General features: G+C 40.3%; 15 protein-coding genes. 12 read left to right on the forward strand and 3 right to left on the reverse strand.

Annotation, left to right across the window (positions count from 1 at the left end):
* Positions 1-59 precede the first annotated feature (59 nt).
* The 8 genes from tdh (at position 60) to mutL (ending at position 10,979) form a co-directional block, all read left to right on the forward strand.
* Positions 60-1,124, forward strand: coding sequence for an L-threonine 3-dehydrogenase (tdh, locus tag ACN6NB_RS08230; protein ID WP_126681848.1), 1,065 nt, complete (start codon positions 60-62; stop codon positions 1,122-1,124).
* A complete protein-coding gene (locus ACN6NB_RS08235) occupies positions 1,124-2,302 on the forward strand; it encodes a glycine C-acetyltransferase (RefSeq protein ID WP_144491241.1) in 1,179 nt (392 codons plus the stop codon). Before tdh ends, ACN6NB_RS08235 begins: the two co-directional genes overlap by 1 nt.
* Positions 2,303-2,403: 101 nt before the next feature.
* The gene (locus ACN6NB_RS08240) at positions 2,404-3,513 is read left to right on the forward strand and encodes an MrcB family domain-containing protein (protein ID WP_260982286.1); all 1,110 of its coding nucleotides are present in this window, start codon (positions 2,404-2,406) and stop codon (positions 3,511-3,513) included.
* Positions 3,514-3,602: 89 nt separating this feature from the next.
* Positions 3,603-5,129: a tRNA (N6-isopentenyl adenosine(37)-C2)-methylthiotransferase MiaB gene (gene miaB, locus ACN6NB_RS08245; RefSeq protein ID WP_034281907.1), complete on the forward strand. Its 1,527-nt coding sequence runs from the start codon at positions 3,603-3,605 to the stop codon at positions 5,127-5,129.
* A 1-nt stretch (position 5,130) separates the two neighbouring features.
* Positions 5,131-5,565, forward strand: a complete 435-nt coding sequence (ricA, locus tag ACN6NB_RS08250) for a regulatory iron-sulfur-containing complex subunit RicA (protein WP_008358013.1) — start codon at positions 5,131-5,133, stop codon at positions 5,563-5,565.
* Between the two features lie 244 nt (positions 5,566-5,809).
* Positions 5,810-6,355 (forward strand): outer spore coat protein CotE, encoded by a 546-nt coding sequence (gene cotE, locus ACN6NB_RS08255; RefSeq protein ID WP_039178732.1) that lies wholly within the window; start codon positions 5,810-5,812, stop codon positions 6,353-6,355.
* A gap of 124 nt (positions 6,356-6,479) precedes the next feature.
* Positions 6,480-9,056: a DNA mismatch repair protein MutS gene (gene mutS, locus ACN6NB_RS08260; protein ID WP_144491242.1), complete on the forward strand. Its 2,577-nt coding sequence runs from the start codon at positions 6,480-6,482 to the stop codon at positions 9,054-9,056.
* A gap of 21 nt (positions 9,057-9,077) precedes the next feature.
* Positions 9,078-10,979: a DNA mismatch repair endonuclease MutL gene (gene mutL / locus ACN6NB_RS08265; protein ID WP_039178738.1), complete on the forward strand. Its 1,902-nt coding sequence runs from the start codon at positions 9,078-9,080 to the stop codon at positions 10,977-10,979.
* A 232-nt stretch (positions 10,980-11,211) separates the two neighbouring features.
* Here mutL and bslA read toward each other — a convergent pair whose 3' ends face one another.
* Entirely contained in the window at positions 11,212-11,739 is a 528-nt protein-coding gene (gene bslA, locus ACN6NB_RS08270; RefSeq protein ID WP_058837651.1) for a biofilm surface layer hydrophobin BslA, read from the reverse strand.
* 123 nt (positions 11,740-11,862) lie between these two features.
* A complete protein-coding gene (locus ACN6NB_RS08275) occupies positions 11,863-12,267 on the reverse strand; it encodes a hypothetical protein (protein ID WP_047203896.1) in 405 nt (134 codons plus the stop codon).
* 68 nt (positions 12,268-12,335) lie between these two features.
* Here ACN6NB_RS08275 and ACN6NB_RS08280 point away from each other — a divergent pair, with 68 nt between their 5' ends.
* The 4 genes from ACN6NB_RS08280 to ACN6NB_RS08295 all read left to right on the forward strand — a co-directional run bounded on the left by ACN6NB_RS08280 (position 12,336) and on the right by ACN6NB_RS08295 (position 15,679).
* Positions 12,336-12,593, forward strand: a complete 258-nt coding sequence (locus ACN6NB_RS08280) for a hypothetical protein (RefSeq protein ID WP_058837650.1) — start codon at positions 12,336-12,338, stop codon at positions 12,591-12,593.
* 244 nt (positions 12,594-12,837) lie between these two features.
* Positions 12,838-13,311, forward strand: coding sequence for a CarD family transcriptional regulator (locus ACN6NB_RS08285; protein WP_039178750.1), 474 nt, complete (start codon positions 12,838-12,840; stop codon positions 13,309-13,311).
* A gap of 308 nt (positions 13,312-13,619) precedes the next feature.
* The gene (locus tag ACN6NB_RS08290; RefSeq protein WP_039178752.1) at positions 13,620-14,369 is read left to right on the forward strand and encodes a poly-gamma-glutamate hydrolase family protein; all 750 of its coding nucleotides are present in this window, start codon (positions 13,620-13,622) and stop codon (positions 14,367-14,369) included.
* 161 nt (positions 14,370-14,530) lie between these two features.
* Complete coding sequence (locus tag ACN6NB_RS08295) at positions 14,531-15,679, forward strand: Rap family tetratricopeptide repeat protein (protein ID WP_034281920.1); 1,149 nt, start codon at positions 14,531-14,533, stop codon at positions 15,677-15,679.
* A 90-nt stretch (positions 15,680-15,769) separates the two neighbouring features.
* On the opposite strand, the gene ACN6NB_RS08300 is transcribed toward ACN6NB_RS08295, so the two are convergent.
* On the reverse strand, positions 15,770-17,095 hold the full coding sequence (locus ACN6NB_RS08300; protein WP_144491243.1) for a S8 family peptidase: 1,326 nt from the start codon (positions 17,093-17,095) through the stop codon (positions 15,770-15,772).
* Between the last annotated feature and the right edge of the window lie 157 nt (positions 17,096-17,252).

A 17,252-nucleotide genomic window follows, 5' to 3' on the forward strand; every position in this document is an offset into this window, starting at 1 on the left:
AAAATAAGTCGTGTTAAAATCTGATTGGGAGAAGTTTTTTAACAAAGGGGTTGTACGTCATGTGTGGAACGATGAAAGCAATTGTTAAAAAAGAAAGCGCTTACGGAGCGGTGCTGTTGGAGATGCCGATTCCAGAAATCAAAGATCATGAAGTCTTGATCCAAGTGAAAGCCACTTCGATATGCGGAACAGACGTGCATATTTATAATTGGGATGACTGGGCTAAGGGGCGAGTCAAAGCGCCCTACATTTTTGGTCATGAATTTACAGGGGAAGTTGTCAAAGTCGGGAAGCAGGTCTCACGAGCAAAAGTAGGGGACTTTGTATCGGCTGAGACGCATGTTGTATGTAATCAATGTTATATGTGCTTAACAGGGCAGCAGCATTTGTGCAGTGAAACGAAAATTTTAGGGGTAGACATTGATGGCTGTTTTGCTGAATATGTCAAAATACCTGAACAAAATGTGTGGCATAATCCGGCTCAAATGCCAGTTGAACTTGCCTCTATACAAGAGCCGCTAGGAAATGCTGTCCATACAGTACTGCACACACCTGTTTCAGGTAAATCTGTGGCGATTTTTGGCTGCGGACCAATCGGTTTAATGGCAATCGCTGTCGCAAAAGCTTCTGGAGCTGTTCAAGTGTTCGCCGTTGATAAAAATGAATACAGGCTCGATCTTGCCCGAAAAATGGGTGCAGATCATATCGTGGATATTGGAAAAGATGATCCAGTCGCGATGATTAAGCAGCTCACCCGGATGGAAGGGGCAGACGTAATGTGTGAGATGTCAGGTCAGCCAGCTGCCATTAATCAAGCACTCGAAGCTTGTGCAAATGGAGGAAAAGTCAATATACTAAGCTTGCCAGAACGGCCAGTGACAATTGATATTACGAATCAAATTGTTTTTAGGGGATTAACCGTGCAAGGGATCACGGGGAGAAAAATGTTTGAGACGTGGCGTCAAGTATCTGAGCTGTTAAGAACGAATACCATTGATGTCAAGCCAGTTGTCACTCACACACTGCCATTTGAAGAGTTCGAAAAGGGTTTTGAACTCATGCGGAATGGTACGTGCGGAAAAGTCGTACTGATGATGCCATCATATCAAAGGGGGAAGAAATGATGAAGGAATTCACGTATTTACAAGATGAATTGGAAACAATGAAGCAGCAAGGCACTCACCAAACCTTAAAAGAGATCGACTCAAAACAATCATCCACTGTTACTTTAAATGAACAATCTGTTATACAACTCTCCTCAAATAACTACTTAGGTCTCACCTCGCACCCAAGGCTGATGAAAGCAGCAAAAGAGGCGATTGATAAATTCGGAGCGGGTACAGGATCCGTACGAACCATCGCCGGCACAATGACAATGCATGAACGTCTTGAAAAAAAGCTTGCTGCATTTAAAAAGACAGAGGCAGCCCTTGTGTTCCAATCAGGCTTTACGACCAACCAAGGGGTTTTATCAAGTATCCTGACAAAAGATGATATTGTCATTTCGGATGAACTGAATCATGCCTCAATTATTGATGGAATCCGACTAACCAAAGCAGATAAAAAGGTATACAGTCATTCCAATATGGAAGAGCTGGAGAAGATTTTGAAAAAATCAATGAATTATCGCGTCCGCCTCATCGTTACAGACGGTGTTTTCTCAATGGATGGTGATATCGCGCCACTTCCTGAAATCGTCAGGCTAGCAGAAGCATATGATGCATTTGTCATGGTAGACGATGCGCATGCCTCGGGCGTGCTTGGTGAGAATGGCCGCGGGACGGTCAACCATTTTAAACTCGACGGCAGAGTGCACATACAGGTCGGGACCCTTAGTAAAGCTGTCGGAGTGCTCGGCGGTTACGTAGCTGGTTCAGCGGTTTTAATTGATTATTTAAAACATAAAGCAAGACCGTTTTTATTCAGCACCTCACATCCGCCGGCTGTGACTAGAGCATGTGAAGAAGCGATTGAAGTGCTGTTAGATGAACCGAAGCGAATCGATACACTTTGGGAGAACGCCGCTTATTTTAAAGAAAAGGTCATCAGCCTTGGATTTCAAGTCGCCCCAACAGAGACACCGATTATCCCAATCATGATTGGAGACGAAGCACTTACTTTTCGTTTCTCAAAAGCTTTAATAGAACGAGGCGTGTTTGCTCAAGGCATCGCCTTCCCAACAGTAGCAAAAGGCAAGGCAAGAATTAGAGCCATCATCACAGCCGAGCACACAAAAGAAGAACTAAACCGGGCACTGACAATCATTGAAGAAGAAGCAAAAAAACTAAACATACTTGATTGAGAGAGCGCAGGCTCTCTTTTTTTGCGATATTCTTTCCAATTTTCATCAAATCTACCGTTTGTTATGTATAATGTATGTAAAAAGATCTATTGGGGTAAGTGATGAGACAAATGTTATTTAGTAAAGAAGATTTTTATAAGCAATATTTAGATTATAAGAGCAATGTAATAACAGATAAGAATCACCCATTTCACAAAATGTTTAATAAAGAGATACCAAACAAAATTCAAAATGAATTAGAAAAAAGCCATATGAAAAATTTGGATAGAATCGATATTAAAGCATCTACAGGAAATGGGAAAATTTCAGAGTCTATTTGGATAGCGTTTCTAGACCAACTCTTAACAAAGGATCCAAAAACAAATAAAACAACAACACAAAAAGGATTATATATAGTCATTTTATTCGCTAATAATGGCAAAGACTTTTATTTATCGATAGGATTAGGTACTGAAAATCTTTCTCTCAAAAAGATCAAATATGAAGCGAATGTTTGGCGAGAACGACTAAAACCTGTGCATAGTCCTAATTTAAAAGGATTTGAAATAGGTGATTTTTACTTAGGAGAATCTGATAGACCTAAAAAATATGCAGCAGGTTCTTTGGTATTTAAAAGGTATAATATCGATACATTTAATCAATACGAATTTTTAAAAGATATATATAACTTAAATGAATTCTTTTATGATTTTATTTTCGAAATATATTCGAATCCGGATCTTCAAATGGACACGAAGATTAGTAAGAGTATAAAACGAAAAAGAATCATCCATAGAGACGTTTATAAGCAATTAAGAGAAGAAAGAGCCAAGCGAAATGAAGAGACAGGTAGGATAGCTGAAAAATTTGTTTATGATATGGAAGTAGAGCAATTAAAAGCAGCGGGTCAGGAGCAATTAGCGAAAAAAGTCAATTGGTTAGCCGAAAGGGAAGATGGTCATGGATTTGATATCCAATCGTATTACCCTGATGGAAAAGAAAAACTAATAGAGGTGAAGGGCTCTAAACTTGCTCATCAAGACTTCCCTTTCTTCTTATCGGAACAAGAAAGAATGGTAGCAGAAGAGGAAAAAGAAGCGTATGTGATTACTTTAGTTGAGAGTGTCGGTACACAGCAAATGAAGATTGTAAAAGAAATACAAAACCCTTTGGAGAAAGATAACCTACTGTTAAAACCTACTCAATATTCATGCAGAATCCGGGTGGATTGAAAAGTGATGACACATATGATTTATTTTCAATTCATCACAAAATAGTCTATACTGTAGGGTGGAACTTGGTTTGAAAGGAGTACAAATTCATGAATGAAGAGCAGAGAAAAGCGAGCGGACAAGTAAGTTCATCGGACAAAAAATCCGAGAAGGACTACAGCAAATATTTTGAAGCTGTGTACATTCCGCCTTCCTTAAAAGATGCAAAAAAACGGGGTAAAGAAGAAGTCGAATACAATCAATTTCAAATTGACGAGCAGTTTCAAGGGTTAGGGAACGGCCGCAAGTTTTATATTCGCACATATGGCTGTCAAATGAATGAGCATGACACAGAAGTGATGGCTGGTATTTTTATGGCGCTTGGCTATGAACCAACAAACTCAACGGAAGATGCAAATGTCATCTTATTAAACACTTGTGCTATTCGTGAAAATGCAGAAAACAAAGTGTTTGGAGAGCTTGGTCATTTAAAAGCATTAAAACGCGAAAAGCCAGATTTAATTTTAGGTGTATGCGGATGTATGTCACAAGAAGAATCTGTCGTGAGCCGTATTTTGAAGAAACACCCATTTGTTGACTTGATTTTCGGCACGCACAACATTCACCGCCTGCCAGAGCTGTTATCTGAATGCTACCTTTCAAAAGAAATGGTCATTGAGGTTTGGTCAAAAGAAGGCGATGTGATTGAGAACCTTCCGAGAGCCCGTCAAGGTAAAATCAAGGGCTGGGTGAATATTATGTACGGCTGTGATAAATTCTGTACATACTGTATCGTGCCTTATACGCGCGGCAAGGAAAGAAGCCGCCGCCCAGACGAAATTATTCAAGAGGTCAGACGTTTAGCAGCAGAAGGATATAAGGAAATTACCCTTCTTGGTCAAAACGTGAATGCATATGGAAAAGATTTTGAAGATATGGAATATGGTCTTGGCCACCTGATGGATGAGCTGCGAAAAATTGATATTCCACGTATCCGTTTTACAACAAGTCACCCGCGTGATTTTGATGATCACTTAATTGAAGTGCTAGCCAAGGGCGGAAATCTTCTTGATCATATTCATCTGCCAGTACAATCCGGAAGTTCTTCTGTGCTGAAGCTTATGGCGAGAAAATATGACCGTGAGCGCTACCTTGATCTTGTGCGCAAAATCAAAGAAGCTATGCCGAATGCTTCATTAACAACGGACATTATTGTTGGGTTCCCAAATGAAACAGATGAGCAGTTTGAAGAAACACTTTCCCTCTATCGCGAGGTTGAGTTTGATGCCGCTTATACGTTCATTTATTCTCCAAGAGAAGGAACGCCGGCAGCGAAAATGAAAGACAACGTGCCAATGCGTGTGAAAAAAGAACGTCTGCAGCGCTTAAATGCACTTGTGAATGAAATTTCTGCGAAAAAAATGAAGGAATATGAAGGGCAGATTGTCGAAGTATTAGTAGAGGGTGAAAGTAAAAATAACCCTGAGATCCTAGCCGGATATACAAGTAAAAGCAAGCTTGTGAATTTTAAAGCACCAAAAGAAGCGATTGGCAACATCGTCAAAGTGAAAATCACACAAGCCAAAACTTGGTCTCTTGACGGAGAAATGGTTGGAGAAGCTATCGAGGTGAATTAAAATGACACTTTATTCAAAGAAAGAGATTGTCGAGCGCGCAAGAGAGCTCGCTAAAATGATTTCTGAAACGGAAGAAGTTGATTTCTTCAAAAAAGCAGAAGCGCAAATCAATGAAAATACAAAAATTTCAACGATCATTAATCAAATTAAGGCGCTTCAAAAACAAGCTGTGAACTTAAAGCATTACGGCAAACATGAAGCCTTAAAGCAAGTCGAAGAAAAAATCGATGCCCTGCAAGAAGAACTGGATGACATCCCAGTCATTCAAGAATTCAAAGAATCACAAATGGAAGTCAATTCCCTGCTTCAGCTTGTAGCGCACACAATTTCGAATCAAGTAACAGATGAAATCATTCTTTCAACCGGCGGTGACCTCTTATTAGGAGAAACCGGTTCAAAAGTGAAAAACTCATCACCAAGTTGCTCCATTAAATGAGAAAACCCCGCAGATGCGGGGTTTTTTGTTTTCCTATTGAAATGCACTACCCATTCTCTTCATGTTTCATCATCTCCAAACCTCTCACTCTCCAACTTTTCCAATTTTCAAGGCAAGTTTATGGGCGACCATGCATACACTGAAACAGAAATGAATTTAATTGAACATGAAGTTCAAAATCGTGACACACTAGACGAATGCCCAGCATAAGATAAAACGATCAAGAACAAGGAGGCATGCCGGAATGTCTGAATACAGAGAAATTATTACAAAAGCGGTGGTTGCAAAAGGGAGGAAATTCACCCAAAGCACACACACCATTTCTCCATCGCAAAAACCAACCAGTATCCTAGGTGGTTGGATCATTAATCATAAGTATGATGCTGAAAAGGTCGGTAAAACGGTTGAAATCGAAGGAACATTTGATATTAACGTATGGTACTCTTACGCTGACAACACGAAAACAGAAGTCGTCACAGAGCGTGTGAAGTATGTAGACATCATTAAACTGAGATATAAAGATAAAAATTTCCTTGATGATGAGCACGAAGTGATTGCGAAAGTTTTGCAGCAGCCCAATTGCTTAGAAGTGACCATTTCTCCAAATGGCAATAAAATTATCGTTCAGGCAGAGCGTGAGTTCATTGCTGAGGTAGTCGGTGAAACAAAAATTGTTGTAGAGGTCAATTCAGACTGGAAAGAAAAAGATGATCACGAGTGGGAAGAGGAAGTGGATGAGGAGTTAGAGGATATTCATCCAGAGTTCCTAGCAGGTGATCCAGAAGAGTAATAAATGACTAGGGCGCATATCCCCCTAGTTTTTTTGTGCCTGAACTAGGAGAAAAAAGGTGTTTTTTTATGCTATAATTGAAGATGGTATGAATTCGAAAGTAATATAGTGAGGGATTAGAAATATGGCAAGTTATACGCCCATGATACAGCAATATTTAAAGATCAAGGCAGATTATCAAGATGCCTTTTTATTTTTTCGCTTAGGCGATTTTTATGAGATGTTTTTTGATGATGCGAAAGAAGCGGCGCAAGAACTGGAAATTACGTTAACAAGCAGAGACGGCGGCACAATTCCAATGTGCGGTGTTCCATATCATTCTGCTTCTGCATACATAGAACAGTTGATTTCAAAAGGCTACAAGGTCGCCATTTGTGAGCAGGTGGAAGACCCTAAAACGGCAAAAGGTGTAGTCAAAAGGGAAGTTGTTCAACTGATTACACCAGGTACCGTCATGGATGGTAAAGGTTTAAGTGAAAACGAGAACAACTTCATTGCGTCTGTTACTAGCTTTCAAAATGGATACGGTCTTGCGCTGTCTGATTTATCAACAGGTGAAAACATGGCGGCTTTCATCGATCGATTAGATGAAGTCGTATCAGAAATTTATTCTGTTGGTGCAAAAGAAATTGTGGTGTCAAAGCAGCTGGATGAGGAAACAATCAAAACCCTTAAAGAACGCTGCCAAGCAACTATTTCATACGAAGATAGTGATGAACTATTAGAGGAAGCTGAACAGCTCGTTTACCATCTTGACGACAAGTTAAAAACGGCATTTTTAACACTATATGCCTACTTAAGAAGAACGCAAAAAAGAAGCTTGGATCACCTTCAGAAAGTTCAAGTGTTTGAGCTTGAACAAACGATGAAAATTGATCTTTACTCAAAACGAAACCTTGAATTAACAGAAACGATTCGTTCAAAAAGCAAAAAAGGCTCTTTATTATGGCTGTTAGATGAAACAAAAACAGCGATGGGCGGCAGACTGCTCAAGCAATGGATCGACCGGCCGCTCATTCGTCTTTCGCAAATTAACGAGCGCCAGGAAATGGTGCAAATTCTGATGGATCATTTCTTTGAGCGCGAGGATCTGCGCGAACGATTAAAGCAAGTATATGATCTTGAGCGTCTAGCGGGCCGCGTGGCATTTGGCAACGTGAATGCCCGTGATCTCATCCAGCTCAAGGAATCCTTAAAACAAGTACCGGATATTAAACAACTCGTTCAATCATTACCAGAGGAAATGGCAAAATCAAGAGCGAATGAGATTGATCCTTGCGGCGACCTGCTTGATTTATTAGAAGATGCACTTTATGAAAATCCGCCGATGACGATAAAAGAAGGCAATTTGATTAAAGATGGCTACAATGCAAAATTAGATGAATACCGTGATGCCAGCCGAAACGGAAAGGACTGGATTGCACGTCTCGAACAGCAGGAAAGAGAATATACCGGCATTCGCTCATTAAAAGTCGGGTTTAATAAAGTGTTTGGTTATTATATCGAAGTGACACGTGCAAATACACATCTGCTTGAGGAAGGGCGCTATGAAAGAAAACAAACGCTTGCCAATGCAGAGCGGTATATCACACCTGAATTAAAAGAAAAAGAAGCACTGATTCTTGAAGCGGAATCAAATATTAACGAATTGGAATATGAACTATTTACAGCTCTCAGGGAGCAAGTAAAAGGCTATATTCCTAGATTACAGCTGCTCGCAAAACAAATGAGTGAGCTGGATGCGCTTCAATGCTTTGCGACTGTTAGTGAAAAGCGCCGTTATATCCGTCCGGAATTCTCAGAGGATGACGTGGATGTCAAAGATGGCCGTCACCCTGTCGTTGAAAAAGTGCTGGATCACCAGGAATATGTACCGAATGACTGCCATATGGGAAAAGGCAGACAAACCTTACTCATCACTGGACCGAATATGTCAGGGAAAAGTACGTATATGAGACAAATGGCTCTCATCTCGATTCTTGCACAGATTGGCTGCTTTGTGCCTGCGTCAAAGGCGACGCTACCAATCTTCGATCAAATCTTTACCCGTATTGGTGCAGCAGATGATTTGATTTCTGGTCAAAGTACTTTTATGGTAGAGATGCTCGAAGCAAAAAATGCGATGGTGCACGCAACGAAAAACAGCTTGATTTTATTTGATGAAATCGGACGCGGGACAAGCACCTATGATGGAATGGCGCTTGCGCAGGCGATCATTGAATTTGTTCATGATCATATTGGGGCCAAAACCCTATTTTCTACACATTACCATGAGCTTACGGTTCTTGAATCTCAATTAAGCGAGCTGAAAAATGTTCATGTGCGAGCTGAAGAGCATGAAGGCACAGTCGTTTTCTTACATCAAATCAAAGAAGGTGCAGCTGATAAAAGCTATGGTATTCATGTAGCGCAGCTAGCTGAATTGCCTGATGCCATCATCAATAGAGCCCAGACCATTTTAACGGAGCTTGAGAGCGGATCACATGACGTGACCCCGAACGTATCTCCAGCACCAAAAGTAGAAAAGACTGAAGAAAAACAGCAGCTATCTTTCTTTGAAGTAGAAGAAAAACCACAGCCAAAAGCTGCTCTAAAACAGAAAGATCAAGCGGTCATCGATGAATTAAAATCATACAACCTAATGGATATGACTCCGCTTGAAGCTATGACAAAGCTGTATGAATTGCAAAAGAAATTATAATGTAAGGTGAGGTGAGCAGAAATGGCAAAGATTATTCAGTTATCCGATGACCTATCCAATAAAATTGCTGCAGGTGAAGTGGTCGAGCGCCCAGCTTCTGTTGTAAAGGAGCTTGTGGAAAATGCGATCGATGCAAAAAGTACAGTGATTGAAATCGATGTAGAAGAAGCAGGTCTTTCTTCTATAAGGATTATTGATAATGGTGTTGGAATCGATGCTGAAGATTGTAAGCTCGCCTTCCAGCGTCATGCAACGAGCAAAATCAAAGACGAAAATGATCTGTTCCGTGTCAGAACCCTTGGATTCAGGGGAGAGGCACTGCCAAGTATTGCATCTGTCTCTCATTTAGAAATGAAAACAAGTACTGGCGAAGGAGCTGGGACACACTTAGCTTTGCAAGGCGGGAAGATTATTTCAGAGAAAAAAACCTCTGGCCGCCGCGGCACTGAGATTGTGGTCACCAATTTATTTTACAATACGCCAGCTCGCCTGAAATATATGAAAACCGTTCATACGGAGCTTGGTAATATATCGGATGTGGTCAACCGAATTGCGCTAGCACATCCCGAAGTATCGATCCGTTTGCGTCATCAAGGGAAAGTTCTCCTCCAAACGAATGGAAATGGAGATGTGCGTCATGTACTTGCGGCCATTTACGGAACAGCCGTGGCGAAAAAAATGCTGCCGCTCCACGTACAATCACTTGATTTTGAAGTGAAAGGATATATTTCGTTACCTGAAGTGACGAGGGCATCACGGAATTATATGTCTTCTGTTGTAAACGGCCGATATGTCAAACATTTTCCGCTCGTGAAAGCGATCCATGAAGGATATCATACGCTGCTTCCAATTGGCCGTCATCCAATTACATTTATTGAGATGAAGATGGATCCGATTTTAGTGGATGTGAACGTTCATCCTTCGAAGCTTGAAGTGAGACTAAGTAAAGAACAGGAACTTCATGAGCTGATTAAACAAGGAATTAAGGAAGTATTTCAAAAGCAGCAGCTCATTCCAAGTGCCTCAGTACCAAAAAAAGCACCAATACCAGCTGTGAAAAATGAGCAGCAATCCTTAACCTTTGATGCGAAACAAGGAAACCAAAGCCAACCGGAAACACCGCTAACCTATCAGCCGGAGCCGCACGAGTCGGTCATATACGAGACAAGTTATACCGATGCATATGGGATGCCTAAACAAGAGAAGAGAGAAGCATCATCACCAGTATCTTATGAAGAAGTATCATCTGAGCGTATTCATTTAGAGGAATCCGCCGCTTCATTTGAAGATGAAGAGACGGTACTATATGAAGATGTGACAGAGACGATGCCTGAAAACGAACGCGTCCCTGTGATGTATCCAATTGGGCAAATGCACGGCACATATATTTTGGCTCAAAATGAACGAGGACTTTATATCATTGACCAGCATGCAGCTCAAGAGAGAATCAAGTATGAGTATTATCGTGAGAAGGTGGGAGAGATCGAACAGGAAGTGCAAGAAATGCTCGTCCCCTTAACATTTCACTACTCTAAAAACGATATGCTGATCATTGAAGAGCATAAGGATATTCTAGCGAAAGTGGGTGTCTTCTTAGAGCCCTTTGGTTCAGGAAGCTACATCGTTCGTTCGCATCCGCAGTGGTTTCCGAAAGGTGAAGAGGCTGAACTGATCGAAGAGATTATAGAGCAAGTGCTTAATGAAAAACGTGTTGACATCAAGAAACTGAGAGAAGAAGCGGCGATTATGATGAGCTGCAAAGGCTCAATCAAAGCAAATCGTCATTTGCGTCATGATGAAATCAAAGCCTTATTAGATGAACTCCGGACAACGAAGGATCCATTCACCTGTCCGCACGGCCGGCCGATCATTATTCATCACTCCACTTATGAAATGGAGAAAATGTTTAAACGGGTGATGTGATATAAAAAAAGCGCTCTTAACAGAGCGCTCAGCGTGTAGACAAACCCTCGCATTCGTTGTCAGGTCTGCGCTTCGGTGCTCACGAATGTCAAATTCGCTCCGCTCCGATGCTCGTCCTTCCTAGACTGCAAAGGTTTTCTATCACGCTGAAAAAAAGACAAAGGGCTAAAATTAAGATCATTTTAGCCCTTTGTCAACAATCTGAAGCGCTCTTAACAGAGCGCTTTTTTCTTTAGCATCCGCAAGGATCTGGCGGTGTGACCACAACTGGCCGTGTATTAATATCAAGCGTATCTTCTGCATAAAATGTAGAACCGATGCTGAGTGCTCGATTTTCTGCGCGGAACGTATATGTACCTGCAGCAGGAAGTACTTTATGTGAAAGCTTTAATGTATACTTGGAAATTCCAAGTAAATCCAATCTGAGCGGAATACGAACGGTTTGCCCGTTGTTCAAAATGTAGCTGTCTTTTAATGCTTTACCGTTCATAATGTCTTTCGTTGTTGCTTGGAAACCCTTTGGCAATGTGAACTCTACTGTACCAAGACTTAAAACTGAATTTGGGCTGTACGTCAGCTCAATGTCAGAATAAGACCATTCCTGCTTACTAGCTCCTGTAATTTTAGCGTAAAGCGCAGCTGGCTTTACATTGGTTGATGCTTTGCTTTCGGCTCCTTCAGCAGATGCAGAAAGTGGTACTGACAGCGCCATAACCAATGTGAGCATCCCCAGCATAAGAATCGTCCATGTTTTTTTCATTTTTTCCTTCCCCCTTGTTGAATATAGGTAAATAATAGATGATTACACCCATTATTTACCTATAATGTTACCATATTACCATATGGTATTAAATGGGATATTATACCCTTATTTTGTCATTCTTTAGTAATAGCGGGGGAATAGCGCATTTGGTTGATTCATTCCGTAAAAATGGCCAGGCATTTGCTGGTTTGTTGGCATCATCATATGCATATCTTGATAACCGTATGGATGGTGCGGCATCATCCCGTACCCACCATAATGGCCTAGATGATGGTGGTCCTTCATTGGAACATGCTTTGAAAAGTAATCATGCTGATTTGGAAACGTTGAATAGGGTGAATGATGATGTGGATGGTGCGCATTATACATATCTTTTTTGCCGCTATGATAATGGTTTGGCATATTCATATGATCATGCATGTTTGGTGCGATCATATGCTCATGATTGGCTGTATACACATTTTCAAATGTGTGATAGGGATTTTCTTGGTGATAATGATTCATTTGGCTGTTCATATCGTTCATGTATATCTCATCCTTTATGTCAGGTTGCCATATCCTATGAGACAGATTTACTTGATGAGCCTATCCATATGAAAGAAAAAAACCGGCTTTTCAGCCGGGAAAAGGAAAAGCAGGTAAAGCGTCAAGCCTTAAATTTCGTAGCGATGTCTTCTTCTACGACGCTTTTTACATCTGCTGCAGACACTTTTAGGAAAATAACAGGGATCGTAGCTTCGAGAGGTATCCCAAAAATCGCTCTCAAACCATTTATCTTTTTTATGACAATACTTTTTTTCTTTACATGGATCCTCATGGTGATGATCGTCATGCTTTTTATGACAGTTTGAGTGGGAATGTTTGCACTTGCATTTGCACATTGTCATCCCTCCTAAATGTGACTCAATGCTAGTATATGCAAGAAAGAGTCATGAGGACTGGATGCTCTCACTTCTTTTATAAAAAAGGCTTTTTCTGAAAAAACTCAAATAAAAAGAATTGACTAGTGCTAAATTAACATGATAAAATATAAATTTTTATCCTCTGATGAAATGTGTTATAATGATATTGTGAATACTTTCGGAGGTGGCGGATTTGTTTCAAATAGGTGATAAAATTGTTTATCCAATGCATGGAGCCGGTGTGATTGAAGGAATGGAAGAAAAAGAGATTTTAGGTAAGACGCAGGAATATTTTCTGATTCAAATGCCGAATATGCAGATGATGGTCCCAAAAGGCAGAATCAATCAACTAGGTATACGTCCGGTAGCAGATCAAGCAACGCTGAAAGTTGTGATGAACAATTTTGCAGAAGAAACAAACGACGACACGCTTACTTGGAAGCAAAGATATGATGAAAATCTGAAAAAGCTAAAAACAGGTGCGATCGAAGATGGTGCAGACGTTGTTAAAGATCTGATGAGACGAAATCAGAAGAAAGCATTAAATTCAAGTGAAAAGAAGATGCTTGAAGATGCAAGAGGCATGTTAGTGAGTGAGATTTCACTTGCGCAGGGACTGTCGCAAGATGAAGTGATGACAGCTTTAGAGAATGAATTAAGAATGTAATGATGATATACAGAGACTAGCTGTAAACAGAAGAGGAGACTCCTTTGTTTACAGCTTTTTTGTTTTGAAAAAAGAGTAATATTGGCATTTTTGTAGGTGGTTTTAACTAATATTGAAATGAGGTCATACGGTTTAGTTTTTATGTGCACAACAAAAATTCAAAGACCTCTGATATACCTAGATGACATTAAAAACAGGTAAGTTTTCCTGATTCATTCAAATGAGCCGGACAACCTTTGAATTTTTTAAGCCATTGATAGTAAAATATTGCGGTAAGATGACACCTAAGAGAAAAAAGGAGCGGTGAAATGAAAAGGTTACTAATATGTGGATTCATCTTTCTTATTCTGTGTACTCTTTTAATGGTGAAATGCACCCATTCTGTTCAAGAAAAAAAAGAGCAAAAGAAGCATTATCAAGAGGTAGAAAAGTATCAAAAAGAGCGAAAACAAGGTGATCAATACGAAAGCTTTAAACAGCTCATACGACATGAAAAAGAAGGGTACGAGATAGAATTTCACGAAAAGGGCGGAAGTGATTTACTCGTATTTTCTCCTCATGGAGGTGAGATTGAACCAGGAACAAGTGAAATTGTAGAAGCCTTTCAAGAAAGCTATTCTACATATTTGTTCGAAGGTACAAAGCAAGACAATAACCGGGACCTGCATATCACGAGTACTAATTTTGATGAACCCGTTTTGGTTCAAATGATTAAAACGTATCCTTTTTCAATTTCCATCCACGGCTATAAAAGTGATAAAAGACACACGCTCGTTGGCGGCACAAATGAAAAAATGCAAAGAGCGGTTGTGCGAGAACTAAGAGATCGAGGATTTTCCGCAGAAATGGTACAAAAAGGCGAACGGCTTTCTGGTACAGATCCTAAAAATATAAATAATCAAAATGCAAGTGGTGAAAGTGTTCAACTAGAAATTAGTACAGCGCAAAGAGAAGCTTTTTTTGACAATTTTGATACGAGAAAAGGAAAGAAAAAAGCATTCAGACGTTATATCAATGCGTTAAAAGAAGTATTAAGAGAATTCGACCCGTCTTCGTAAAAAAGTTTTGATGGCAAAAGTACTCTATTTAAACTTGGTAAAAAAGATAGGAATATGCGATTTGAGCATAAAATATGTAATAACTTACAATTTGCCTTAAAAACATAAATTATGTAAAATAATAGTTATCAGTTTGATATGATAGAATGGGGCTGAAGTGGATGGCACACAAAATACCATCTTCCGAAGTAGGTGTAAAGATCAATCAATGGTACACGCATATTTGCAAATTTGAAGTTGAACAGGCAAACGGCATGAAGCGCCTTGTTGAAGAAGAAATTCATGATATGGAAGAGGATCAAGATTTACTCCTATATTATTCCCTAATGGATTTTCGCCATCAAATGATGCTTCAGCACTTAGCGCCCGTCCATGCAGGGAGTGAAACGCTTCAAGCAGTGTCCTTTCCTAAAGAAATTGACGATGCAGAAGATGAGATGACAGGCTTACTAGGCTATTATTTTCATTTTTTTCATGGAATGTATGCGTTTATCCAGCGCCGGTATATCGAGGCCATTTCATATTACAAGCATGCGGAACATCAACTGATTTTAGTGACAGATGAGATCGAAAAAGCAGAATTCTACTATAAAATCGCAGAAGTATACTATCATATGAAACAAACTTATTTCTCCATGCACTATGCTAAAAAGGCGAGAGACATCTATAAGAAACATCAGCTTTATGGAAAAAGAAGCATTCAATGTGATTTTGTCATGGCAGGTAATTGGATTGATGTCAATCAGTATCAAAAAGCGCTTCCTTATTTAGAAAAAGCGTTAAAAGTCTGTGAAGCGATGGAACAAAAAGAATGTACATCTTACTTTAAAGCAATGGCTCTTAATAACTTAGGCACTTGTCATTATAGTATGGGAACGTACCATACAGCGACTGTCTTTTTTGAACAAGCCATTTCACTTTATCAGAAAGATCAAGCATCCACGATGATCAAATCGTTGTTTTCACTTGCCCTTACTTGTTTTAAACTCGGAGATATTCAGCGGGCGGGCGAGGCCATCTCTACAGGAATGAAAGAGGCTTGTGTATTGGAAGATGAAATTTATCAGTTGAAATTCCAATTTTTACAGGCGCTCTATATAGAGAAAGACGGCTGTGAGCAATTGAGGTCGGCCCTTTTTGGCCTGAGAAATAAAAAAATGTTTGCTGATTTAGAGGAATTAGCACTTGATGCGGCTAATTATTATAAGGAACGCGACATGTACAAGGAATCTTCCACTTTTTTTGAGATTGTGATCGAAGCGCGTACGCACATTCAAAAAGGAGATGAGATGTATGAGAACGAAGCATAACATGTCAGCTGCTCAAGTAGATGAAAGACTTCACACTTAAAAATGAGACAAACAACACCCTTTACGCATAAACGTAAAGGGCTTTTTTCTTTATTCTTTGATTGCTTTTTCTGCGTCAATTGCACCTGCTCCATAAATCATCGGATCATCCCCAGACCACTTGCTTGTATTTTCTTTTAACAGGGTTTTGACTTCATCTGGCGTTAAATCTGGTGAATGCTCTAATAGTAGAGCGCAAATACCAGCACAAATCGGTGTTGCCATCGATGTGCCAGATAACGTTGTATAATCATCGTCTACTCTGCTTGATTTGTCGAGTTTATCCAGAAAGGATCTTGGTGATCTGAGAGAAACGATGTTTACTCCTGGTGCGAGGATATCAGGCTTTGCTTCCCCGTAAACAGTAGGCCCTCTGCTTGAAAATGGTGCCACGATATCGTCACTTGATTCTGGTGTATTCCTGTCATCATAGGCTCCGACCGTAATGACTTTTTGACTGACAGCAGGGCTTGCAATCGTCTGGCTGTTAGGACCAGAGTTCCCGGCAGCGACGCATACAACAATCCCTTGATCCCAAGCCGCATTGACAGCACGCACCATTGGATCGTCCTGTTCGTCATCATAACGCTGCGCAGCTCCGCCTAGCGACATGCTAATAATATGAATCGGATCATCAGGGTGGTCTTCGTTGAACTGCATGCACCATTCAACACCTTCTATAATAGTAGAAAGTGATCCAGCCCCCTGTTTATTTAACACTTTCACACCAATCAGATTTGCTTTTGGGGCAGGTCCTTTGTATAGGCCGTCTGAAGCGGATCCATCTCCCGCGACATCTCCCGCGCAGTGTGTACCGTGGCCATTATCATCATAAGGCTTTGTTTTTTGTTTGACTAAATCCACAAAATCACGAATTCTTCCATCTAAATCTTCATGCGGATAAATTCCCGTGTCAATGACAGCGACCGTAATGCCTTCACCGGTTAAAGTTGTCCCGTTTCGGATGACTTCTTCAGCATGACTTGCTTGTGTGGCTACGTCCAGCAGCGCATGAACTTTCCGGTCTAAATAAATTTTACGAATATGCTCACCGTTTGCTAATAGCTCCTCTAAAGCAGCAGGCGTTAAATCAGCAGCGCAGCAGTCGATATGTGAAAAATGTCGTTTTATATTTGTTTTTCTGCTTTTTTTCATTAATTGTTTCGTGTTTTGAATTCCTGTCTCGGCTGCACCTTCCTTAAATTCAATGATCACACGAAGCTTCTTTTTCTTCTTCAGTCTGCCTTCGAAAAAACGATGAAGAAAGCATGGCGTCCATTTAAAAGGTTTATAAAGGTGAAGAACGGTTTCTCTTAAAGGCTGATCTAGTTTACTAGCATGTGTTCTGACCATTTGCACCATAGAAAATCCAAACATGTGATGTCCTCCATTCCAGCTATCCATTCTCGTACACTCTTACGTTATGTGATTGAGAACTGCTTGGTTCGGATTCTTGTCCCTTCTTTTCTTTATATTGGCGGCTTGCTTATGCCTTTCAAAAAAGAAAAGCGCTTACATTTTGTAAAATAATAGA

This window comes from Bacillus sp. 11B20, from assembly GCF_056098985.1.